We start from the raw sequence: 23,502 nt of genomic DNA on the forward strand, positions 1-23,502 counted from the left end.
TCATTTTCCTCACAAAGCTATATGATTGCGCCCCTATTATTCTCTTGAGGAAAACATATGTTGGAATGGCTGAGCAACCCGGAATCATTGGTTGCACTTTTAACCCTAACTGCACTGGAAATCGTGCTGGGCATTGATAACATTATTTTAATCAGCATTTTAGTTGCCCGTTTACCGGAAAAACAACGCCAACCAGGGCGAATTATCGGTTTATCCCTTGCGATGGGAACTCGCATTTTACTCCTTCTTACCCTATCTTGGATGATGCATCTTACCGAACCGTTATTCTCACTCTTTGGCAAAGGTGTCTCAGGGCGCGATTTGATCTTATTTTTCGGAGGGGTATTCCTTGTCATTAAAAGCACCGGTGAACTACGCGAAGCCATTCAAGCCAATCATGAAGAACACCAAGAACACAGCAGTAAGAAAAACGTCAGTTTCTTTGCCGTATTGATTCAAATTGCCCTGTTGGATATTGTGTTTTCCCTTGATTCCGTCATCACCGCCGTGGGCATGGTAAACCAAGTCCCGGTAATGGTTACCGCAATCGTTATTGCGGTTGGTATGATGATGTTTGCCGCCAAACCGATTGGCGATTTTGTCGAAAGTTACCCAACTTTTAAAGTGTTAGCGCTTGCCTTCTTAATTTTAATCGGTGTGGCATTAATCATCGAAAGTTTTGGTATCCATGTGCCGAAAGCCTATATTTACTTCGCAATGGGCTTCTCCGTATTTGTGGAAACCTTAAACACCAAAATGCGAAAAAATTTAGCGAAGCAACAGTTGAATTAACCACGTAAAAGTGCGGTCAAAAAAACAAATGAATTTTTGACCGCACTTTTTAAGCAAAAAATAAAGGCGGTATCAAACCGCCTTTTCTTTTTTTATTCAATTAGTAATACATTTCAAATTCCACCGGATGCGGTGTCATATTTAAACGAGTCACTTCTTTGCGCTTAATACCGATAAACGCTTGTACAAACTCTTTAGTAAATACATTGCCTTGGGTCAAGAATTCAAAATCGTTTTCCAATGCATTTAACGCTTCTTCTAAAGAACTCGCGACAGATGGAATATCTTTCAGTTCTTCCGGCGGTAAATCGTACAGGTTTTTGTCCATCGCATCGCCCGGATGGATTTTATTTACCACGCCATCCAAGCCCGCCATTAACAGCGCAGCAAAAGCTAAATACGGGTTAGCCAACGGATCCGGGAAGCGAGCTTCCACACGAATGGCTTTCGGACTGGTCACGGCAGGAATACGAATCGACGCTGAACGGTTGCTTGCGGAATACGCCAATAACACCGGTGCTTCAAAGCCCGGCACCAAACGTTTGTAAGAGTTGGTGCTTGGGTTAGTGAATGCGTTTAAGGCTTTCGCATGTTTGATGATACCGCCGATGTAATAAAGTGCAGTTTCGGAAAGGCCCGCATATTTATCCCCTTGGAAAATATTTTTGCCGTCTTTGCTCAAGGACATATTACAGTGCATGCCCGAACCGTTATCACCGGTAATCGGTTTCGGCATGAAACAGGCCGTTTTGCCGTGCTCATACGCCACATTATGTACGATGTATTTATAAATTTGAGTTTCGTCAGCTTTCAACGTTAAAGTGTTGAACTTGGTCGCAATTTCATTTTGACCGGCAGTTGCCACTTCGTGATGATGCGCTTCAATCACCAAGCCCATTTCTTCCATTAACAAACACATTTCAGAACGAATATCATGTGCCGTATCATTTGGCGCCACCGCACAATAGCCCGCTTTTTTCAGCGGACGATACGCATTGTTACCGTTCTCATAACGTTTGTTGGTGTTCCACGCCGCTTCAATGTCATCCACTTGGTAAGAATTGCCGTTCATTGACACATCAAAACGCACGTCATCAAAGAGGAAAAATTCCGGTTCCGGTCCGAAGAAGGCTTGATCCGCTACGCCGGTAGAACGCATATAATTTTCTGCACGAAGTGCGATAGAACGCGGGTCGCGATCATAGCTTTGCATGGTGGTCGGTTCAAAAATGCTACAACGCAAAGAAAGGGTTGGGATTTGTGCAAAAGGATCTACTACGGCAGTTTCGGCAATCGGCATTAATAACATATCCGCCTTATTAATCGCCTTCCAGCCCTCAACAGATGAACCATCAAACATTTTGCCATCTTCAAACAAATCTTCATCAATTAGATTTACCGGCAAGGAAACACCATGTTCTTTACCCTGAATATCGGTAAAGCGGAGTAACACAAACTTGATGTCATTTTCTTCAATGAGCTTAAATACATTCGCAATCGCATTGGACATATAAGTAAATCCTCTAAATAGACGTGAGTTAATAATGAAAAAAAGCGCGTATAAAATAGCATACCATCTATGGAAATTCAATAAAATTTAAATAAAAACAAAAAAGATAAATAAATAATTAAATAAAAATCAATATTTTAATTAATTTAAAATACAATTCTCAAAAAATCATTTTATTTCTTAAATTTGGTTTATTTAATACAACAAATTTTTAATCCCCTCATAAAGCATGACTTTTTATTGTTCGAATTTTCTCCATTTATTCATAGCCGCCCCCAATAAAAAGTTGTATAATCTGCGCCCTTCGCATTTTTGGCAACAAAAGTGCGGTCAAAAAATCAAATATTTTTATCATTAGCTTAGGCTTAAGAATTCTCAATGACAGATCAAATAGACATTAACAAACTGCGTAATATCGCAATCATTGCCCACGTTGACCACGGCAAAACCACATTAGTCGATAAATTATTACAACAATCCGGTACCTTCGATGCCACCCGCGGTGATGCGGATGAACGAGTTATGGACTCTAACGATATCGAAAAAGAACGCGGCATTACCATTTTGGCAAAAAATACCGCCATCAATTGGAACGGCTACCGTATTAATATTGTAGACACCCCGGGACACGCAGACTTCGGCGGCGAAGTAGAACGCGTACTATCCATGGTGGACTGTGTATTATTAGTGGTGGATGCGTTTGACGGCCCAATGCCACAAACCCGCTTCGTGACCCAAAAAGCGTTTGCCCACGGTTTAAAACCAATCGTGGTCATCAACAAAGTTGACCGCCCCGGCGCACGCCCTGATTGGGTCGTGGATCAAGTGTTCGATTTATTCGTAAACCTTGGTGCCACTGATGAACAATTAGACTTCCCGATTATTTACGCTTCTGCCTTAAACGGCGTTGCCGGCTTAGATCACAATGCTTTAGCTACCGACATGACCCCTTTATTTGAAGCCATCGTCGAACACGTAGAACCACCAAAAGTAGAACTTAACGCACCGTTCCAAATGCAAATTTCCCAATTAGACTACAACAGCTATGTGGGTGTTATTGGTGTCGGTCGTATTAAACGTGGTACGGTAAAACCAAACCAAAGCGTGACAATCATTGACAGCTTCGGTAAAGCCCGCAACGGTAAAATCGGTCAGGTATTGGGACACCTAGGGTTACAACGCTACGAAGAAGACATCGCCAGTGCAGGCGACATCGTGGCGATTACCGGTCTTGGCGAACTCAATATTTCCGACACGATTTGCGACATCAACAACGTAGAAGCCTTGCCGGCATTAAGCGTTGATGAACCAACCGTAACGATGTTCTTCTGCGTTAACACCTCACCGTTCTGCGGTAAAGAAGGTAAATATGTGACATCCCGTCAGATTTTGGAACGCTTAAACAAAGAACTGGTACATAACGTGGCATTACGTGTGGAAGAAACCCCAAACCCGGATGAATTCCGTGTTTCCGGCCGTGGCGAATTGCATTTATCCGTATTAATCGAAAATATGCGTCGCGAAGGCTACGAATTAGCCGTATCCCGCCCGAAAGTGATCTTCAAACAAGTTGACGGACACAAACAAGAACCGTTTGAACAAGTCACCATCGACATTGAAGAACAACACCAAGGCGCGGTGATGGAAGCCTTAGGCATCCGCAAAGGCGAAGTGAAAGACATGGTGCCGGATGGCAAAGGTCGTACACGTTTGGAATATGTGATCCCAAGCCGTGGCTTAATCGGTTTCCGTAACGAATTCATGACCATGACTTCCGGTACCGGATTGCTCTACTCCAGTTTCAGTCATTACGATGATGTGAAACCGGGTGAAATTGGTCAGCGTAAAAATGGTGTATTGATTTCCAACGCCACCGGAAAAGCCTTGGCTTACGCTTTATGGGGCTTACAAGAGCGCGGTAAACTGATGATCGATCACGGTGCCGAAGTGTACGAAGGTCAAATCATCGGTATTCATAGTCGTTCTAACGACTTAACCGTGAACTGCTTACAAGGGAAAAAACTCACCAATATGCGAGCTTCCGGTAAGGATGACGCTATTGCATTAACTACGCCAATTAAATTCAGCCTTGAACAGGCAATTGAATTTATTGATGATGATGAATTGGTAGAAATTACCCCACAATCTATTCGTATCCGTAAAAAATTATTAACAGAAACGGATCGTAAACGTGCCAATAGAACAACAACCAGTACAAGCACACATTAATTATTTCGCATAAAAAAAAGTGCGGTGAATTTTTCAGATATTTCTGCAAAATTTGCCGCATTTTTGTATATAATGCTTAGAAAAAAATTATTTTAATAACAACTTTATAACCTAAGACCTTTATGAAAAACCTACTCAAACCTTTTAGCTACACGCTCGTAGCTTCTGCAATCGCAATGGCTTTCAATCAGCCCGTGTTTGCATCGAATATTCAGAACAACACCGCTCAACAACAATCCCGGAATCTGAATAAGAATAAAGGGAAACCGGCGACAAATCTCCAACAGCAAAATAAAAAGTCCGCTACAAAGACAAATAGTGTCAAAGGTAAACGTTCAGAAATTGAAGGAATTGCCTATGAACAGAAAATCGCCTTCCAAAAATCTGAAGAACAACGCAAACAGGCTGAAGCGATTGCTATCGCCCAAGTAAAACAAGAACAGCAACGTCGCTTAGCCGAAGAACAAAAAAAAGCACAAGAAGAAGCCTCTCTTATCGCACGTGAATACCAAGAAGCGAAACACGTAGCACAACAACAAGAAATTGCCCGTCAACAAGTAGAAGAAGCCCGTCAGCAAGCTCTTGCAGAGCAACGCAAAAAACAAGAAGCCGCGCGGATTGAACATGAGCGCGTGGTGCTAGAACAACAACTTGCCCATAAAAAAGCAGAAGAAATCGCCCGTCAACGCGCTGCGGAAGAACAATACAAACAAGCGGAGCTAGCCCGAGTTAAGAATGAAATGATAGCCCGCGAGCAAGAAGTTGCACGTCAAAAAATTGAAGCAGCTGCATTACAAAAAGCAATTGACGAACAGCATAAAAAAGCAGAGGTTGCCCGTATTAAACGGGAGCTAATTATCCGTGAACAAGATTTAGTCCAACAAGACACTAACAATAAACTGCGCCAACAAGCCATCGAAGAACAGCGTCAGAAAGAAGAACAAGCCCGTATTGAACAACAGCGATTAGAAGCGGAACGCGTTGCTCGTGAACAAGAGATTGCCCGCCAAAAAGCAGAAGAAGCCCGCAAAAAGTCAGAAGAAATGGCTCGCCGTGAGCGTGAACGTCTAGCACGAGAACAGGAAATCGCCCGTCAAAAAGCAGAGGAAGAAGATCGTCAACGCGCGCTTGAGGATCAACGTAGAAAAGAAGAAGCCGCTCGCATTGAACGCGAACACCAGGAAGCTGAACGTGTTGCCCGTGAAGAAAAACTGGCTAAACAAAAAGCCGAAGAAGAACGCAAACAAGCGGAAGAAGCAGCACGAATTGAACAACAACGTGTCGAAGCGGAGCGTGTCGCTCGCGAACAAGAAATCGCCCGTCAAAAAGCCGAAGAAGAGCGCAAGCAAGCGGAAGAAACGGCCCGTATTGAACAACAACGTGTCGAAGCAGAGCGTGTCGCTCGCGAACAAGAGATTGCCCGTCAAAAAGCTGAAGAAGAGCGCAAGCAAGCAGAAGAAACTGCCCGTATTGAACAACAACGCATAGAAGCAGAGCGTGTCGCTCGCGAACAAGAAATCGCCCGTCAAAAAGCCGAAGAAGAACGCAAACAAGCGGAAGAAGCAGCACGAATTGAACAACAACGTGTCGAAGCGGAACGTATCGCTCGCGAACAAGAAATCGCCCGTCAAAAAGCCGAAGAAGAGCGCAAGCAAGCGGAAGAAACGGCCCGTATTGAACAACAACGTGTCGAAGCAGAACGTATCGCTCGCGAACAAGAAATCGCTCGTCAAAAAGCCGAAGAAGAGCGTAAACAAGCAGAAGAAGTAAATCAGATTGCAAAAGCACAAGACGCCATTCCAGAAATGGGCAGTGATGGTGAAATACTTAGCGCTGAGCAACATCCTGAAATAACAGAGACGGTGAAAGAAGTACAAAGTGCCTCCGTTCAACCTGAAAGTGAAGGACAAACTGTCAATGAGTTGGTCGGTAACAAACAGCCTACCCTCGTGGTAGAAGAATCGACGGTTTCTACTAATGACTCGCCGGAAAACACACAAACGGAAGCCGGTATTATTGAAGACGTTGCCTTGGAAGCGCAACTGCCATCGGAATTACTAAAGATCGGAGAGGCATTAACCGTACAATTATCTCCGGAAGAAACATCACAATATAATGAGGCTCAACAAACTCAAGCATTAGCCAACAGACAAAAAGAGATGGCGACAGCAAATGCTATGGTTTCCGACATGTCCATCATTACCGCATTAAACTTAGATCTTGCAGGCCGTATGGATAGACGTTTAGATAGAACTAATTTCTATCGTCCGTTAGGTGGTGTGTGGGTTGAATACGCCAACAATGACGTGCATGCACATAATGGAGACTACCGTAATTATAGAAGCAAAAGTAGCCAAATTACGTTGGGTAATGATGAGGCCGAGTTAGATAACGGTGTTATTTTGGGCGGCACCTTGACTCATGCGAAAAACAGCAATAAATATGGTTCATTAAATGGTTCCGGCCATCTCACCATGTTAACAGCCTATGCTAAACAAAACTTTGATGAGTATAGCAAAGCAATTGATATTAGTTATGGTTGGTCAAGCAGTAAAATTGCAGACAGCAAATTTAAACGTAAGATCATCAGTGTAGGTATGAATTTCGCTTATGACTTTGAATTTGATAATTTTAAAGTCACACCAATTTGGGGTCTTCGTTATCATCGCGTAAGTGCGACCGGTGGTGAAGTCAATGGCATTACGGTGAGAAGCCCTAGCTTAAGTTTAGTAGCCTATCACGCCGGTGTAAAAATAAGCAGTACCTTTGACGTAGAAGGATTAGAAGTCACGCCTACCTTCTCCTCTTACTATGTAACAACCTTAGGCAAATCTTACGGACAAAATATTAATGGACAAGAATTCCAACAAAAAGTAGGAACCTATTTCTACAATGATGTCAGCTTAGGTGTTGGCATTCAAGATTGGAAAGTGTCAGCCTATGCCGGATTTAATCATGGTAAACATGGTGAAAAACAAAATCAATTGGGTGTAAAACTCAACTACTATTGGTAAGAAAACACCGGTAAAAATATCGCAAGAAATGACCGCACTTTGATCTTCAAAAATTAAAGTGCGGTCATTTTTTTAATTATTTTTTAAATAATCCAACACCACTTGATGATGATCTGTCGTTTTAAATTTATCAAATACTTGAGCGATTTTGCCTTGTTCATCAATCAAAAAACTAATGCGATGAATACCATCAAAAGTACGCCCCATAAATTTCTTTTCACCCCATACACCAAATTGTTCTGCTACCAAATGATCTTCATCTGATAACAACGTGAAATTTAATTCTTTTTTCTCAATAAATTGTGCCAATTTTTTCGGGCTATCGGGACTGATTCCTAAAATCACCACGCCTAGTTTTTCCAATTCTGCTTTACTATCCCGTAAACCACAGGCTTGTGTAGTACAACCCGGCGTGAGCGCTTTCGGGTAAAAGTACACTAAGACTTTCTTTCCTTGAAATTGCGTCAAAGAAACCATTTCATTATTTTGATTTGGTAACGTAAAGTGCGGTGCGTTTTCACCAACTTTTAATGTTTTCATTTAGAATCCTCTGAAAATAGAAAAAAATGCTTGCAAATTAAATCCATTTTAGCGATCTTAAATAACCATTAGCAAGCAAACACAGCCTTTTCAATCGCTTTTTCATTGCGGGCAAAAAGGAAAATAACAATAAAATGGAGGCTTTTTATGTCAAATCATTCTTTATTTCAAGGAAGTATCGTTGCACTCGTTACACCAATGGACAGCCATGGTGAAGTGGATTTTGAAACCTTAAAAAAATTAGTAGAATTTCACATTAAGAGTGGCACCGATGCTATCGTTTCTGTTGGAACGACCGGTGAATCAGCTACCCTAAGCATTGATGAAAACGTAAAAACTATTTTAAAAACCGTTGAATTTGCCGCAGGTCGCATTCCGGTTATTGCAGGCACCGGAGCAAATGCCACCAGCGAAGCCATTACAATGACCAAATTATTAAACAACAGCGGCATTGCCGGTTGTTTATCTGTCGTGCCTTACTACAATAAGCCAACCCAAGAAGGTATGTACCAACACTTTAAAGCCATTGCCGAATGTACGGACATTCCGCAAATTCTGTATAACGTGCCGGGACGTACAGGTAGCGATTTATTGCCGGAGACTATCGGTCGCTTGGCAAAAATCAGCAATATCGTCGGAATTAAAGAAGCTACCGGCGATGTCAGTCGCGTACAAAAAATCAAACAACTCGCCGGCGAAGATTTCATTATTCTAAGCGGTGACGATGCCACCGGTTTAGAAGCGATGAAATTAGGTGCAGAAGGGGTCATTTCCGTGACCAATAACGTAGCGGCAGCGGATATGGCGAAAATCTGCCATCTAGCCCGCGCCGGTAAATTCGATGAAGCAGAACAAATCAATCAACGCTTAATGCCGTTACACAAAAACCTCTTTGTAGAATCCAACCCGATTCCGGTGAAATGGGCATGTTACAAATTAGGTTTAATTCCGGAGCCGGTTTTACGTCTTCCGCTCACCACATTAAGTGAACAAGCTCAACCGAAAGTATTAGACGCATTAAAATCGGCAAACTTAATTTAATGCCGAAGTCATCAGGGTCTATGTTTATAGACCCTGAACTTTTCACGCTATGTTGTGTCGAAAACACACAATTTTTAAACAAAATCCTAATTATGAACCAAAAGGGTAATTTATGAAAAAATGGTTGTTAACCGCTGCAATGATCGCCGTTCTTAGCGCTTGTTCTACTAGTAATGAAAGCAAACAACAAGCCAGAGATACTTATCAAAAATCCAATGCCGAATTACCATCCTTTACCCCTTTAGCCAGTGGCGGTGTCAACCTACCTGCACAAAGTCCCGAATATCAATTACCACAAGTCAAAATCAACAAAAGCGAGACAGTAGATATTCGTCCGCCATCCATTCCCTTAGCCATTATCAGTAATTCTATTACACAGTTTGACGGTGAACGCGCATTAATCGCTTACACGCCCGATAAACAAAATGTTTATAATTTAAAACAAGTGGAACGTTTGCTAAAAGAACAAGGTATCGACTATACCCTTGAAGGCAATAAATTATTAACGAACTGGGCAAATACAGGTCGTGTCGATGATCTGGAAAACACCAAAATTCGCTATCAAATTGAAGAGTTCAACGCACAACAGGCCAATGCACTGGCTGTTTCCGTGTTACAAATGAAACGGAATGATACGATTTACACTCCAAATTTTACCGATAAACAGCGTTACGCTTCCGATCGGTTAAATCAATTGGTGGGCGAATTAAATACCGCATACACCAAACAACAGCAGGAACTCAGTGGCACAGGATCTACCCCGATACAATCTGCTATTGCCACCGACTCAAACGGCAGAACAGCGTTAGTGTTGGGCGCATCATTCGATAGTGCATGGTCCAAATTGGCCTACGCATTGCCGAAACTGGGCTTTGAAATTAAAGAGGAAACCGGTAGCCGCGGCATTCGTGAATTAAAATATAAGTCATTGTCGCAAGAAGAATGGCAACGTATCGGAATGCAAATGCCAAACTTAGAAAACGGCACTTATCAAATGCAGTTAGCTGCCCTTGGCAAACAAAGTGCGGTGGTCATTTCAGATGAAAATAAGACCGCACTTTCCGGCGAACAGGCCCAAATTATTTATCAAGCCTTACAAAATGTGCTAGCCCGCTAATTTCTTAAAAAAACAAAAGCCATTTTCCGTTGAAAATGGCTTTTTTGTTCAATATGAAACCGCTTGGTTATTTGGCATAATCCCGAGTGCCGAAAATCGCCGTACCGATACGCACCATAGTTGAACCGCATTTAATCGCACTCTGCATATCATCAGTCATCCCCATGGACAAGGTATCAATTTGTGCATTCGGTAATGCCTGTTGCAGCTGTTCAAATAACGTTTTCATTTGGCAAAACGTCTGTTCCTGTTGAGCCACATCATTCGTCGGCTCAGGAATCGCCATCAAACCACGCAAACGTAAGTGCGGTAAGTTTTCTATGTGTTTTGCGAGAGTCAACATATCACCGGGCTGAATTCCGGATTTACTGCTTTCTTGGCTAATATTAATTTGAATAAGCACATTTAATGGCGCTTTATACGGCGAACGTTGCTCATTTAAGCGGTCGGCAATTTTGGCACGCTCAAGAGTTTGCATCCAATCAAAATATTCTGCCACCAAACGGGTTTTATTAGATTGTAACGGCCCAATAAAATGCCATTCCAACGACACATCATGTTGTTGACAATATTGAATTTTTTCAACGCCTTCCTGCACATAATTCTCGCCAAATGCCACCTGTCCCGCAGCGTGGGCTATAAGAATATCTTCAACAGGCTTGGTTTTAGAAACGGCCAATAATTTGACCGCACTTTGCTCACGTCCAACGGCGTGACAGGCTTGCTTGATTTGTTGATGAATTTGCTGTAACTGTTGCGGAATATTATTCATTGCTACGTTGCCTAATTTGTTCAAGGGTTTCTGTGTGTAATAGTTTTCCATTTAAATAAACGGTGCGCAACAAATTTTCTTGCTCGCCCAATGCGTCTTCCCGCAGGGTAATATATTCACCATTTTGCTTAACTAATGCCAAACGCCCTTTTTGGGAACGTTTATCACCGGAAGTAATAGGATCTTTATAAACATCCCGCCATTTACCCGCAATACAGATTGCACTCGCCTTCATTGACCATCCCATCATATCCCGATCCACTTGTTGTAATAACCCGCCGCCCATACCAAATGCAATATTATCGGCACTAAACCCTCGTTCTAAAATGGCATCTAAAATTTTTGCTAATGAATGACGATTAATGCCATCACCTTGAATCAAACGAATGCAATTTGGTAACAATTTGTAGCCTTTGCTATTCGTTATCGTGCCAAATTTTTGAGCCAATAGATCCAATACCCGACAAACAACCTGAACAGGATCACCACTATCGGGGCGAACCACCAAAGTGCCTTTCATATTCATAATCTGCTGTTTAAGTTCCCCGCCCCATATCTCACTCACCACCTGCCATAAATCATAACTGTCGGATACCACAGAAAAAGCAGGATACTTATTGGCAAAGCAATTAAGCATATTTTCATAGGCGGCACGTTCATTTTCTCTGCCCCAACCGGTGATGGTACTATGTTCCGCCGCAGGAATGGAAAAAGCCGGCATCCTTTCTGCATCATACCAACGGGAAGCGGCAATAATCGCACTCAAACTATCCGTCCCGTGAAAATTCACTAAATGGGCCAAACCGCCTAACGCAACAGTTTCTAAACTGGAAGCGCCTCTTGCACCAAAGTCATGTAATTTGAAAGGTAATCCGGAAAGATCATCAGCGGATTTCTCTAATGCTTTTTTGATAAGCTGTTTACAATAATATGACAAAGCGGCCACTGTAGATGGATACCAAATGCTACGCAAAATGGCAGTTTCAATATAGCTAGGCAACCAAAAGAACTCGGAATCCGTATTAACAATTTGACAAACCACATTGCGCGACGGCAGCACACTGCCCTCTGCAACCGCCTGAATACTCAGTGGTAAAAAACCGGCATGTTTGTCTAAAACCCGTAACCAGCCTTGGCGATTAAACGGCAAACCATGTGCCTTCAATAACGTTTCCGCTTCATTAATATCTTGTAAAGAAATGGGCTTGCTTAAATACTCTTTAAGAAATGCCTGCAAACCAAAGAACACGACATCCAACTCACTTTTTCGCGCTTCAACGTAAAAAGATACATATTCGGTGTTAGGCGGGTATTGCAACCAATGAGAGGCTTTATAACTGTCAGTATTGAGAATTAAATTAGCAAAACTTGAAGTGTACATTTTACATTAACCTCATTCACACAAAATAAAATCACAGTCATTGTAGCATATACTTTACCAGTTAAAATGAATTTTTTTGTTTCTGCAAAATTTATTATTTATACATCATGTCTAACCATTTTAATTTTATTGAGAAGGCGCTTGACAAGAAAAACAAATTTCTGTATTTCTAAGCACATTCTTTTTTTCAAGTAAAAACACCATGAAAAACAACCGCACTTTCATTATGCCAACCACCATGATTACCATTACTATGATTAATGGTGCGGGCTAGTACGTTAAAGAACAGAATTCATGAACCCGCCTCTTAGCAGTAGAAGCGGGTTTTTTTATGCAAAAATTTTCAAATACAACTATCATCAGGAGAATATCATGCGCGTATTAAAATTTGGGGGCACTTCCTTAGCCAATCCGGAACGGTTTTCACAGGCGGCGAAGCTTATCGAGCAAGCTCATTTGGAAGAACAAGCGGCGGGCGTGCTATCTGCACCAGCCAAAATCACTAATCATCTTGTTGCCCTTTCAGAAAAAGCCAGTTTAAATCAACCAACAGACACCCACTTCAACGAAGCATTAGATATTTTCTACAACATCATCAACGGATTACACGCCCAAAATAATAATTTTGACCTTGCAGGCACCAAACAAATTATTGATCAAGAATTTCAACAAATCGCTTCATTATTAGAACAGATTCGCCAAGCCGGCAAACTGGAAGATTCAGTAAAAGCCACCATCGACTGTCGTGGCGAAAAATTATCTATTGCGATGATGAAAGCCTGGTTTGAAGCCAATGGATATAGCGTACACATTGTCGATCCTGTGAAACAATTATTAGCCCAAGGCAGCTATTTAGAATCTTCCGTAGATATTGATGAATCCACCAAGCGCGTAAATGCAGGTGCAATTGCTAAAGATAAGGTCGTGTTAATGGCCGGTTTTACTGCCTGTAATGAAAAAGGTGAACTGGTTTTATTAGGACGTAACGGTTCAGACTACTCTGCTGCTTGCTTAGCAGCCTGCTTGAACGCCAGCGTATGTGAAATCTGGACTGATGTAGACGGTGTTTATACTTGCGATCCGCGTTTAGTACCGGATGCGCGTTTATTACCAAGCCTGTCGTATCGCGAAGCCATGGAGCTTTCCTACTTTGGCGCCAAAGTCATTCACCCTCGCACTATCGGCCCATTGGTTCGTCCGAATATTCCTTGTTTAATTAAAAATACCGCGAATCCAAGCGCACCAGGTTCCATTATTGCGGGTAACATCAAATCCGAAGGCTTGCAGGTAAAAGGCATCACAAATTTAGATAACGTCGCGATGTTTAACATCTCCGGCCCGGGTATGCAAGGCATGGTCGGCATGGCAGCGCGTGTTTTTTCCGCCATGTCCAACGCCAATGTGTCAGTCATCTTAATCACTCAATCCTCTTCCGAATACAGCATTAGCTTCTGCGTGCCGGTAAAATCTGTAGAGATTGCACTCAAAGCGTTAGAGGCAGAATTTGAGCAAGAATTAAAGGCCCACCAATTAGATCCAATCGAAACCATTAAAGATTTATCTATCATTTCTGTGGTTGGTGATGGAATGCGTCAAGCCAAAGGCATTGCCGCCCGCTTCTTCTCAGCCCTAGCTCAAGCTAATATCAGCATTAACGCTATTGCACAGGGTTCCTCCGAGCGCTCAATTTCTGCCGTGGTTGCTCAAAATAAAGCCATTGAAGCAGTAAAAGCGACACATCAAGCGTTATTTAACAACAAAAAAATCGTGGAAGTGTTTCTTGTCGGCGTTGGTGGTGTTGGCGGTGAATTAATCGAGCAAATCAAACATCAAAAGGACTATTTAGCAAAGAAGGACATTGAAATTCGCGTCTGCGCATTAGCAAATTCCAATAAAATGCTATTAAACGAAAATGGCTTAAACTTAGATAATTGGCAAAAAGATTTGGAAAATGCCACACAACCTTCCGATTTTGATGTACTCCTTTCTTTCATCAAGTTACATCATGTGGTTAATCCGGTCTTTGTTGATTGCACATCTGCCGAATCCTTGGCCAGTTTATACGAACGCGCCTTGGCGGAAGGTTTCCATGTGGTTACACCGAATAAAAAAGCCAATACCCGTGCATTAGATTACTACCACAAACTGCGTGATCTGGCACATAAGAACCAACGTAAATTCTTATATGAAACGAATGTGGGCGCAGGTTTACCGGTAATTGAAAATTTACAAAATCTTCTCGCAGCCGGTGATGAAGTGGAACGTTTTGATGGCATTCTCTCCGGCTCTCTCTCGTTTATTTTTGGTAAATTGGAAGAAGACTTTACGCTTTCCCAAGCAACCGCACTTGCCCGCGAAAAAGGGTTCACCGAACCGGATCCGCGCGATGACTTATCCGGTCAGGACGTTGCCCGCAAACTATTAATTCTCGCCCGTGAAAGCGGCTTAGAATTAGAGTTGGAAGATGTGGAAGTGGAAGGCGTGTTGCCAAAATGTTTTGCCGAAGGAAAATCCACCGATGAATTTATGGCTATGTTGCCACAGCTCGATAACGATTTTGCTACGCGAGTAGAACAAGCCAAAGCAGAAGGCAAGGTATTACGTTATGTGGGACAAATTGAAAATGGCAAATGCAAAGTGTCCATTGTTGCCGTAGATAAAGACGAACCATTATATAAAGTGAAAAATGGCGAAAATGCGCTTGCATTTTATACTCGTTATTATCAGCCAATTCCGTTATTATTACGCGGCTATGGCGCCGGCAACGCAGTGACTGCCGCCGGTATCTTTGCCGATATTTTAAGAACCTTAAAGCACTAAACGGAGAGTCTCATGCTTAGAATTTATGCGCCGGCATCCAGCGCCAATATCAGCGTTGGTTTTGACACGCTAGGTGCGGCAATTTCGCCAATTAACGGTTCATTATTAGGTGATGTGGTTCAAGTTGAGCCCATCGCCAGCGGCTTTGAGTTGGAAAGTGCGGGTTATTTTGTGCGTAAATTACCGAAAGAACCACAAAAAAATATCGTTTACCAAGCCTATGTGTTATTTAGTGAACAGCTCAAATTACGTAACATAAAAGTTAAGCCTTTGCGTTTAACCCTAGAAAAAAATATGCCTATCGGCTCCGGTCTGGGTTCTAGCGCCTGCTCTATCGTGGCGGCGCTAGTGGCGTTAAACAAATACCACAACGAACCGTTCTCCAAAATGGAACTGCTGGGCATGATGGGGGAATTGGAAGGTCGTATTTCCGGCTCAATTCACTATGATAATGTGGCGCCTTGCTACTTAGGTGGTGTACAATTCATGGTGCAATCTCTTGGCAACATTTGTCAAAAATTACCGTTTTTTGATCATTGGTATTGGGTATTAGCATACCCGGGCATCGAAGTATCCACCGCCGAAGCCCGCGCTATTTTACCAAAAAGTTATACCCGACAAGATGTTATCGCTCATGGTCGCCATCTCGGCGGTTTTGTACACGCTTGTCATACCCAGCAGGAAAATTTGGCAGCAATGATGATGAAAGACGTGATTGCCGAACCTTATCGGGAGGCGTTGCTACCAAATTACGCAGAGGTAAAACAAGCAACCCGTGATTTAGGCGCATTAGCCACCGGTATTTCCGGTTCCGGCCCGACAATTTTTGCTATCGCGCCGGATTTAATCCACGCCACCAAATTGTCAACTTATTTAGAAAACCATTATTTACAAAACAATGAGGGCTTTGTACACATCTGCAAGGTCGATAATGCCGGTGCTAGAGAACTAGGCTAACCGCGCAAATTGATAGGCTTAAAAATGAAAAAAATTCTTACCGCACTTTTTTGTAGTATTTTTATTTCTCCATTAGCCAACGCCGAAGCACTGTCTAATGGATTGGCTCCGCAAGCTGCCGGAGATTATGTATTATTGGATGCACATCAAAAAAACACCGATGTGCAATTTCGTTTAAAACTTAAAGGCAAGCAGTGGATTGCCGATGGCTCACAAAATGCAGGAGTCAGCTGGTCGCCAGTTTGTGAAGCCACCGGCGAATGTAAGCTAGTCACTTCCAGCAAAGAGGATATTGAAGGCTTTTTTGAACAATATCCTCATGTATTAAGTAATACTGATGTCAGTTGCATTCATAATATGGCATTCGCCTTTTGTGGTTTAACCTTAGATAAAAAAACAGATTATGTGATGGTCACATTGGTGACTAATCCACCACAGGTTATGCCATACAATCGGATCAAATAATTTTTCAAAGTGGCAACTGTAATCTGCCAATAATTTCACCGTAACGGAATTAAATATGAATTTATACAATATCAAACATCCCGAAGAACAGGTTAATTTTGCCCAAGCCGTACGCCAAGGGTTAGGCAAAGATCAAGGCTTGTTTTTCCCAGAAAACATACCGCACTTAAGCAATATCGATGAGCTATTGGCATTGCCGCTGGTTGAGCGCAGCCAAAAAATTCTCGGCGCATTAATCGGTGAGGAAATCCCTCAGGCACAACTTGAACAAATGGTTCGTAACGCCTTTACCTTCCCTGCGCCGGTTGTACAGGTTGAAGATAATATTTATGCACTGGAATTGTTCCATGGCCCAACACTCGCCTTTAAAGACTTCGGCGGACGCTTCATGGCCCAAGCCTTAGCCACCGTACGTGGTGATGGCAAAATCACTATTTTAACGGCAACATCCGGTGACACCGGCGCAGCGGTTGCACACGCCTTTTACGGCTTAGAAAATATCGATGTGGTGATTTTATACCCGAAAGGTAAAATCAGCCCGTTACAGGAAAAACTCTTCTGCACCCTTGGCGGCAATATTCGCACTATCGCAATCAATGCCGATTTCGATGCCTGCCAAGCCTTAGTAAAACAAGCCTTTGACGATGCAGAACTACGTCAAGCCATTGGTTTAAACTCAGCTAACTCCATCAATATCAGCCGTTTATTGGCGCAGGTATGCTATTACTTTGAAGCGGCGGCACAATTGCCGAAAGAAAAACGTGAAAACTTAGTCGTTTCCGTGCCAAGCGGCAACTTCGGCAACCTCACTGCAGGGTTAATCGCCAAAACCCTCGGTTTGCCGATTAAACGCTTTATCGCCGCCACCAACGCTAACGACACCGTGCCGCGTTATTTGCACAGCGGAAACTGGTCTCCAAATGCGACCGTAGCCACTCTTTCTAACGCCATGGACGTTTCCCGCCCGAACAACTGGCCACGCGTGGAAGAATTGTTCAAACGCAACGGTTGGGCGTTAAGCGAGTTACATTCTGCCGCGATTTCCGATGCGCAAACGGAAGACACCTTGCGCGCCATGAACCAACTTGGTTATTTATGCGAACCGCACGGCGCTGTGGCCTATGAAGTGTTAAAACAGGATTTGCAAGCAGGCGAAACCGGCTTATTCCTGTGCACTGCACATCCGGCAAAATTTAAAGAATCCGTCGAACGTATTCTGGATTTAACTCTGCCATTGCCGGAAGCCTTGGATAAACACAATAAACTGCCATTGTTATCCGATGAAATGGAAAACGATTTTGCGCAGTTAAAAGCCTATTTATTGAAATAATACGAAAAAGTGCGGTGACAAAATTCAATGGATTTTGACCGCACTTTTCTTATCTCTATGACAACGCTAATCGCTTGGGGAAATATTCATACAGCCTTCCCTTTTCACGAAATACCTACGGAACTTGTTCCGGCAAATTTAATCGTATCCGATAACGACAATCCGCGCGTACAACAACGTTGGCAATGTCGTCGCTTGGCATATTTTCTGTTGTGGCAACTATTAAAAACGTCGCAAAAACCGACCGCACTTTTAGGGCGAATTTCCCGTACACAGAGTGGACGTCCGCAATTTCCGATTTCAGACATGGATTTCAATATTAGCCATTCCGGCGATTGGGTCGCCGTCATCTTACACGTGAATGAAAACGGCGAAGAAAGTGCGGTGGGAATTGACATCGAATTTCCATACAAAACTCGCCCTTATTCAGCACTTTTAGCGCACTTTGCCGATCCCGAAGAAATTTGTTGGTTTCAACAACAACTTGACGCGCAATCGGCGTTTTATCGCATTTGGTGTTTACGCGAAGCTATTCTGAAATCTCAAGGTGTTGGCATCATAAAATTATCAGAAGTCATGCATTGTCCTGAAACCTTACAACTTCATTCGGCTTATTGCCCGCGCGGACAGCTTATTTTCAGCGATAATTTGCCTTTTTATTTGGCATTTTTCGTGAATCAAAATATACCGACAAATATTCAATATTTCACTTGGCATGATGATCGCCTTAAACCTCAATCGCTTTTACATAAAATTCACTATGATGTGAATATTTACCCCTTTAAAATCCGTTAATTACCCCCATTAATAATTAGACTTAACACTCGATTTTGTTTAGACTTGTAACTATTTTTTCACAAACGGAGAAAGCAATGTCGTTAAACGGTTCAGATCAAGATCCTTGGGGCAAACCAAAGCAGAACGGACAATCATCGGAGAATAATTCTTCCGATAATAACGAAGGTCAGTCCAATTGGGATCGTTCTTCCAATTCACAAAAAAACAAACAACAATCTCCACCGGATTTGGAAGAGGTTTTCAATAATTTATTGAAAAAACTCGGTGGTAAAGGTTCCAGAAATAATTCATCCTCATCAAACCAACTCCCGGGCGGCTTAGGTAAATTGTTGCCTATTGCTATTGCTGCGGGTGTAATTTTATGGGGCGCCAGCGGTTTCTATACCATCAAAGAAGCCGAGCGCGGTGTGGTGTTACGTTTGGGACAATTCCATTCGATTGAACAACCCGGTTTGAACTGGAAACCAACCTTTATTGATCGCGTCATTCCGGTGAACGTGGAACGCGTACAGGAACTAAAAACACAAGGTTCTATGCTCACTCAAGATGAAAATATGGTGAAAGTGGAAATGACCGTGCAATATCGTGTACAAAATCCGGAAAAATATTTATTCAGTGCGGTAAACGCCAATGACAGTTTAAACCAAGCCACCGATAGTGCATTACGTTATGTGATTGGTCATATGACCATGAACGATATTTTGACTACCGGCCGTTCTGTGGTGCGTGAAAATACATGGAAAACATTAAATCAAATTATTGAACCGTATAACATGGGCTTGGAAGTGATTGATGTGAACTTCCAATCCGCCCGTCCGCCGGAAGAAGTAAAAGACGCTTTTGATGACGCGATTAAAGCGCAAGAAGACGAACAACGTTATATTCGCGAAGCAGAAGCCTATGCCCGTGAGAAAGAACCGATTGCGCGTGGTAACGCACAACGTATCTTGGAAGAAGCGACGGCATACAAAGATCGCGTAGTATTAGATGCTAAAGGGGAAATAGAACGTTTCCAACCGCTCTTACCTGAATTTAAAGCGGCACCGGATGTATTCCGTGAGCGTTTGTATATTCAATCTATGGAAAAAGTCATGGCAAATACGCCAAAAGTGATGTTGGATTCATCTAACGGCAATAACTTAACCGTATTACCGTTGGAACAATTACTCAAAGGGAAACAATCCTCCTCCACGGAAAGTAATAATACCGGCTCGGAAGCACAACAAAGTGCGGTCAATCCTACGCCTGTTTCCCGTACTGACAACCGAACAAATACACCAAGTCGCCAGACGGAAACAAAAAATGAAAGTAGTCGCCAAGGGAGATTTAACTAATGCGTAAACTGTTATTACCTGTGATTTTAGTTATTGTCGCTATCGTCTACTCCAGTATTGTAGTGGTGACTGAAGGCTCACGCGGCATTATGTTGCGTTTCGGTAAAGTGCAACGTGACGCTGACAACAAAGTGGCTATTTATACCCCGGGGCTACATTTTAAAATTCCATTTATTGACAACATTAAAGTGCTTGATGCGCGTCTTCAAACCTTAGACGGACAAGCAGATCGTTTCGTCACTGTGGAGAAAAAAGACCTATTAGTGGATTCGTACGTAAAATGGCGTATTAACGATTTCGGTCGTTTTTTCACGACTACCGGCGGTGGCGACTATGCACAAGCCTCTAACTTACTTCGTCGTAAAGTCAATGACCGTTTACGTTCCGAAATCGGTTCACGTACGATTAAAGACATTGTATCCGGCACACGCGGCGAATTAATGGCAGGCGCAAAAAAAGCCTTAAATACCGGACAAGACAGCACGGCTGAGCTGGGAATTGAAGTGATTGATGTGCGTATTAAGCAAATTAACTTGCCGGATGAAGTGTCTTCTTCCATTTACCAACGTATGCGCGCAGAACGTGATGCAGTTGCCCGTGAACACCGTTCACAAGGTAAAGAAAAAGCGGCGTTTATCCAAGCCGATGTGGATCGTAAAGTCACCTTAATTATCGCCAATGCAGAAAAAACGGCACAAGAATTGCGTGGTAACGGTGATGCCACTGCAGCCAAAATCTTTGCAGATGCCTTTGGTAAAGAACCGGAATTTTATAGCTTTATTCGTAGTCTTAAAGCCTATGAAAGCAGTTTCGCTAATTCTGATAACTTGTTAATTCTTAAACCGGATAGTGATTTCTTCCGTTTTATGCAATCACCAAGTAAGTAAATTGCTAATATGAAAAAGGGTATCTGCAGATACCCTTTTTTATTGCCTATCAAAAAGCTCATGGAACAATTCACAAGGCAAAAAAATACCCCGACTTTCATCGAGGTATTCAGTTAAAAAACACTTAAAATATTAACCGCACTTGGCGGGAAATTATTAAGCTTGTGGATTCATGATCTCATCGAAAGTTGCCGCTTTTTCGGTAACTTGTGCTTTCGCCAACACCGCATCAACCGCTTGCTCTTCTAATACGACGTTACGAATGTTATTCATTAATTCTTTATTTTTGCTGTAGTATTCAACTACATCAGCCGGTTGTTCGTAAGCAGAAGCGATATCTTCGATCATGGCTTTGGCACGTTCTTCATCGGCTTTTAATTCATTGGAAGCGATAACTTGTGCTAATAATAAACCAACCAATACGCGACGTTTTGCTTGATCTTCAAACAATTCACGTGGTAATTGTGCAGCTTGTTGCGCATTGCCGCCAAAACGTTGTGCCGCTTGTTGACGCAATACTTCAATTTCTTGTTCAACCGCTGCGCTTGGTACATCAATTGGGTTTTGTTCTACTAAACCATCGATAACTTGAGTTTTCACGCGGGTAGTCAACGCATTTTTCAATTCACGTTGCATATTTTTACGAATTTCAGCACGTAAATCCGCTACAGATTTGGTGTTAGGACCAAATTTAGCAACAAATTCATCGGTTAATTCCGGTAATACCATCACTTCTACTTTTTTCAAGGTGATGTCAAATTTAGCCGCTTTACCTTTCAATTTTTCAGAATGGTATTCTTCCGGGAAAGTCACATCAATAGTGAATTTGTCACCGGCTTTGTGACCAACGATACCCTCTTCAAAGCCCGGAATCATGCGGCCTTGGCCCATGAATAAAACGAAATCTTCTGCTTTGCCGCCTTCAAATTCTTCGCCGTCAACAGAACCCACGAAATCGATGGTAACGCGATCTTCTGCTTTCGCAGCATCTTGACTTTCAGACCAAGTTGCTTGTTGTTTGCGTAGCACTTCAACCATCTTGTCAACATCTGCTTCGGAGATTTCAACAACTGGTTTTTCAACTTTGATATTTTCTAAACCTTTTAATTCAACTTCAGGATACACTTCAAAAGTTGCGCTGAATTTTAATTCTTTGCCGTCTTCAAATTGTTCAACGGTAAAACTTGGGCGACCTGCTAGGTTAACTTTGTTTTCGATAACCGCTTGGAAGAAATGTTTTTGTAATAAATCGCCTAAAATATCTTGACGAACGGAAGCGCCGAAGCGTTTTTCAATAATTTGCGGAGGGACTTTACCTTTACGGAAACCGTCAACACGTGCGTTTTTTGCTACACGTTTTAATTCTTCGCGCACAGCTTGTTCAACAGTTTCAGCCGGAACAGTGATGGATACACGACGCTCTAAACCTTGAGTCGTTTCAATATTTAATGACATTATGATGTTACCTCAAATTGATGCACTCGGCGAATGCTCACACCGAACACGTTATTAATAGAAAATAAGACGATGAATTATAACGGGACAAAGGCTTTCAGTCGAGGAAATGCACTATAAAAGCGCATAATTGATTAAAAAACACTCTATTCATTCACATGAAATTAGCCGCGCGGATGATAGCGTTCGTGCAAACGTTTCAAGCGTTCTTTCGCTACATGCGTATAAATCTGGGTAGTGGATAAATCGCTATGCCCCAGTAGCATTTGAACCACACGCAAATCCGCGCCGTGATTTACCAAATGCGTAGCAAAAGCATGACGCAAAACGTGTGGCGACAACATATCACTGTCAATTTCCGCCAGCACCGCATAATGTTTAATCCGATGCCAAAAAGTCTGCCGTGTCATTTGCGTACCGCGACGGCTCGGAAATAGCACGTCAGAACTTTGTCCATCCAATAAAATCGGACGGGCAAATAAAATATATTGTTTAATCCAGTGGGTAGCTTCTTCGCCCATTGGCACAATGCGTTCTTTGTTGCCTTTACCAATCACCCGCACTACACCTTGATTCAAATTAATGCTATCGGTTCCCAGTGTCACCAACTCCGTTACCCGCAGCCCTGTGGCATACAACAACTCCAACATCGCTTTGTCGCGTAGTTCAATCGGCTGTTCCAAACTTTGCACATTCAACAAGTCTGTTACCTGTTGTTCGGTTAAATATTTCGGCAAACGGCTTGGTAATTTAGGCGAACTTAGCACCGCACTGGGGTCGTCAGCGCGATATTTTTCCTTATACAAATACTGAAATAATTTCCGCATAGCACTCAGCAAACGGGCTGTGCTGGTGGCTTTGTATCCTTGTTGCAAACGCTCACCAAGAAAAGTTTGTAAATCTACCGCATCCAGTGTCAACAAGGATAACTTATGCGCCTCCAGCCAATCACAAAGTGCGGTCAAATCTAAACGATAAGATTGCACAGTGTTGGGTGATAACCCTTTTTCTATCCAATATTCATTAATGAATAAATCCATCAGCGCCAAATTATTCATAT

At 42.5% G+C, this 23,502-nt stretch carries 18 protein-coding genes; 12 read left to right on the forward strand and 6 right to left on the reverse strand.

Annotated elements, in window-relative coordinates; translation table 11 throughout:
- The first annotated feature begins 57 nt into the window (after positions 1 to 57).
- On the forward strand, positions 58 to 792 hold the full coding sequence (locus DK428_RS02090; protein WP_109064166.1) for a TerC family protein: 735 nt from the start codon (positions 58 to 60) through the stop codon (positions 790 to 792).
- 100 nt (positions 793 to 892) lie between these two features.
- Here the strand turns inward: DK428_RS02090 and glnA are convergent, their stop codons facing one another.
- Entirely contained in the window at positions 893 to 2,302 is a 1,410-nt protein-coding gene (gene glnA / locus DK428_RS02095; RefSeq protein WP_109064167.1) for a type I glutamate--ammonia ligase, read from the reverse strand.
- A gap of 378 nt (positions 2,303 to 2,680) precedes the next feature.
- Here glnA and typA point away from each other — a divergent pair, with 378 nt between their 5' ends.
- The gene (typA, locus tag DK428_RS02100; protein WP_109090003.1) at positions 2,681 to 4,531 is read left to right on the forward strand and encodes a translational GTPase TypA; all 1,851 of its coding nucleotides are present in this window, start codon (positions 2,681 to 2,683) and stop codon (positions 4,529 to 4,531) included.
- 122 nt (positions 4,532 to 4,653) lie between these two features.
- Positions 4,654 to 7,545: an autotransporter outer membrane beta-barrel domain-containing protein gene (locus DK428_RS02105; RefSeq protein ID WP_109092118.1), complete on the forward strand. Its 2,892-nt coding sequence runs from the start codon at positions 4,654 to 4,656 to the stop codon at positions 7,543 to 7,545.
- A gap of 72 nt (positions 7,546 to 7,617) precedes the next feature.
- On the opposite strand, the gene bcp is transcribed toward DK428_RS02105, so the two are convergent.
- Positions 7,618 to 8,085, reverse strand: coding sequence for a thioredoxin-dependent thiol peroxidase (gene bcp / locus DK428_RS02110; RefSeq protein ID WP_109064170.1), 468 nt, complete (start codon positions 8,083 to 8,085; stop codon positions 7,618 to 7,620).
- A gap of 147 nt (positions 8,086 to 8,232) precedes the next feature.
- On the opposite strand from bcp, the gene dapA reads away from it, so the two are divergent.
- Positions 8,233 to 9,126, forward strand: coding sequence for a 4-hydroxy-tetrahydrodipicolinate synthase (gene dapA / locus DK428_RS02115; protein WP_109064171.1), 894 nt, complete (start codon positions 8,233 to 8,235; stop codon positions 9,124 to 9,126).
- A gap of 112 nt (positions 9,127 to 9,238) precedes the next feature.
- A complete protein-coding gene (gene bamC, locus DK428_RS02120) occupies positions 9,239 to 10,243 on the forward strand; it encodes an outer membrane protein assembly factor BamC (RefSeq protein WP_109064172.1) in 1,005 nt (334 codons plus the stop codon).
- A gap of 67 nt (positions 10,244 to 10,310) precedes the next feature.
- Here bamC and DK428_RS02125 read toward each other — a convergent pair whose 3' ends face one another.
- Together DK428_RS02125 and DK428_RS02130 are read right to left on the reverse strand one after the other, a co-directional pair.
- Positions 10,311 to 11,015, reverse strand: a complete 705-nt coding sequence (locus tag DK428_RS02125; protein WP_109064173.1) for a YggS family pyridoxal phosphate-dependent enzyme — start codon at positions 11,013 to 11,015, stop codon at positions 10,311 to 10,313.
- Positions 11,008 to 12,396: a nicotinate phosphoribosyltransferase gene (locus tag DK428_RS02130; protein WP_109064174.1), complete on the reverse strand. Its 1,389-nt coding sequence runs from the start codon at positions 12,394 to 12,396 to the stop codon at positions 11,008 to 11,010. Before DK428_RS02130 ends, DK428_RS02125 begins: the two co-directional genes overlap by 8 nt.
- Before the next feature lie 372 nt (positions 12,397 to 12,768).
- On the opposite strand from DK428_RS02130, the gene thrA reads away from it, so the two are divergent.
- The 7 genes from thrA (at position 12,769) to hflC (ending at position 20,987) form a co-directional block, all read left to right on the forward strand.
- A complete protein-coding gene (thrA, locus tag DK428_RS02135) occupies positions 12,769 to 15,216 on the forward strand; it encodes a bifunctional aspartate kinase/homoserine dehydrogenase I (RefSeq protein WP_109064175.1) in 2,448 nt (815 codons plus the stop codon).
- Positions 15,217 to 15,228: 12 nt separating this feature from the next.
- Complete coding sequence (thrB, locus tag DK428_RS02140) at positions 15,229 to 16,173, forward strand: homoserine kinase (RefSeq protein WP_109064176.1); 945 nt, start codon at positions 15,229 to 15,231, stop codon at positions 16,171 to 16,173.
- Positions 16,174 to 16,197: 24 nt separating this feature from the next.
- Complete coding sequence (locus DK428_RS02145; RefSeq protein WP_109064177.1) at positions 16,198 to 16,638, forward strand: hypothetical protein; 441 nt, start codon at positions 16,198 to 16,200, stop codon at positions 16,636 to 16,638.
- Between the two features lie 55 nt (positions 16,639 to 16,693).
- Complete coding sequence (thrC, locus tag DK428_RS02150) at positions 16,694 to 17,968, forward strand: threonine synthase (RefSeq protein ID WP_109064178.1); 1,275 nt, start codon at positions 16,694 to 16,696, stop codon at positions 17,966 to 17,968.
- A gap of 57 nt (positions 17,969 to 18,025) precedes the next feature.
- Positions 18,026 to 18,763, forward strand: coding sequence for a 4'-phosphopantetheinyl transferase family protein (locus DK428_RS02155; protein ID WP_109064322.1), 738 nt, complete (start codon positions 18,026 to 18,028; stop codon positions 18,761 to 18,763).
- Between the two features lie 77 nt (positions 18,764 to 18,840).
- Entirely contained in the window at positions 18,841 to 20,100 is a 1,260-nt protein-coding gene (hflK, locus tag DK428_RS02160; RefSeq protein ID WP_109064179.1) for an FtsH protease activity modulator HflK, read from the forward strand.
- A complete protein-coding gene (gene hflC, locus DK428_RS02165; RefSeq protein WP_005701507.1) occupies positions 20,100 to 20,987 on the forward strand; it encodes a protease modulator HflC in 888 nt (295 codons plus the stop codon). Before hflK ends, hflC begins: the two co-directional genes overlap by 1 nt.
- Positions 20,988 to 21,143: 156 nt before the next feature.
- Here the strand turns inward: hflC and tig are convergent, their stop codons facing one another.
- Positions 21,144 to 22,442: a trigger factor gene (tig, locus tag DK428_RS02170; RefSeq protein WP_109064180.1), complete on the reverse strand. Its 1,299-nt coding sequence runs from the start codon at positions 22,440 to 22,442 to the stop codon at positions 21,144 to 21,146.
- Positions 22,443 to 22,606: 164 nt separating this feature from the next.
- A complete protein-coding gene (gene xerD / locus DK428_RS02175) occupies positions 22,607 to 23,500 on the reverse strand; it encodes a site-specific tyrosine recombinase XerD (RefSeq protein ID WP_109064181.1) in 894 nt (297 codons plus the stop codon).
- Between the last annotated feature and the right edge of the window lie 2 nt (positions 23,501 to 23,502).

The sequence above is a fragment of the Aggregatibacter kilianii genome, from assembly GCF_003130255.1.
Lineage (GTDB): Bacteria > Pseudomonadota > Gammaproteobacteria > Enterobacterales > Pasteurellaceae > Aggregatibacter > Aggregatibacter kilianii.

What these genes read in the sequence shown, in the direction of transcription:
- DK428_RS02090 (WP_109064166.1), top strand. Translation starts at nt 58, where the DNA reads ATGTTGGAATGGCTGAGCAACCCGGAATCATTGGTTGCACTTTTAACC.
- glnA (WP_109064167.1), bottom strand. Translation starts at nt 2,302, where the DNA reads ATGTCCAATGCGATTGCGAATGTATTTAAGCTCATTGAAGAAAATGAC.
- typA (WP_109090003.1), top strand. Translation starts at nt 2,681, where the DNA reads ATGACAGATCAAATAGACATTAACAAACTGCGTAATATCGCAATCATT.
- DK428_RS02105 (WP_109092118.1), top strand. Translation starts at nt 4,654, where the DNA reads ATGAAAAACCTACTCAAACCTTTTAGCTACACGCTCGTAGCTTCTGCA.
- bcp (WP_109064170.1), bottom strand. Translation starts at nt 8,085, where the DNA reads ATGAAAACATTAAAAGTTGGTGAAAACGCACCGCACTTTACGTTACCA.
- dapA (WP_109064171.1), top strand. Translation starts at nt 8,233, where the DNA reads ATGTCAAATCATTCTTTATTTCAAGGAAGTATCGTTGCACTCGTTACA.
- bamC (WP_109064172.1), top strand. Translation starts at nt 9,239, where the DNA reads ATGAAAAAATGGTTGTTAACCGCTGCAATGATCGCCGTTCTTAGCGCT.
- DK428_RS02125 (WP_109064173.1), bottom strand. Translation starts at nt 11,015, where the DNA reads ATGAATAATATTCCGCAACAGTTACAGCAAATTCATCAACAAATCAAG.
- DK428_RS02130 (WP_109064174.1), bottom strand. Translation starts at nt 12,396, where the DNA reads ATGTACACTTCAAGTTTTGCTAATTTAATTCTCAATACTGACAGTTAT.
- thrA (WP_109064175.1), top strand. Translation starts at nt 12,769, where the DNA reads ATGCGCGTATTAAAATTTGGGGGCACTTCCTTAGCCAATCCGGAACGG.
- thrB (WP_109064176.1), top strand. Translation starts at nt 15,229, where the DNA reads ATGCTTAGAATTTATGCGCCGGCATCCAGCGCCAATATCAGCGTTGGT.
- DK428_RS02145 (WP_109064177.1), top strand. Translation starts at nt 16,198, where the DNA reads ATGAAAAAAATTCTTACCGCACTTTTTTGTAGTATTTTTATTTCTCCA.
- thrC (WP_109064178.1), top strand. Translation starts at nt 16,694, where the DNA reads ATGAATTTATACAATATCAAACATCCCGAAGAACAGGTTAATTTTGCC.
- DK428_RS02155 (WP_109064322.1), top strand. Translation starts at nt 18,026, where the DNA reads ATGACAACGCTAATCGCTTGGGGAAATATTCATACAGCCTTCCCTTTT.
- hflK (WP_109064179.1), top strand. Translation starts at nt 18,841, where the DNA reads ATGTCGTTAAACGGTTCAGATCAAGATCCTTGGGGCAAACCAAAGCAG.
- hflC (WP_005701507.1), top strand. Translation starts at nt 20,100, where the DNA reads ATGCGTAAACTGTTATTACCTGTGATTTTAGTTATTGTCGCTATCGTC.
- tig (WP_109064180.1), bottom strand. Translation starts at nt 22,442, where the DNA reads ATGTCATTAAATATTGAAACGACTCAAGGTTTAGAGCGTCGTGTATCC.
- xerD (WP_109064181.1), bottom strand. Translation starts at nt 23,500, where the DNA reads ATGAATAATTTGGCGCTGATGGATTTATTCATTAATGAATATTGGATA.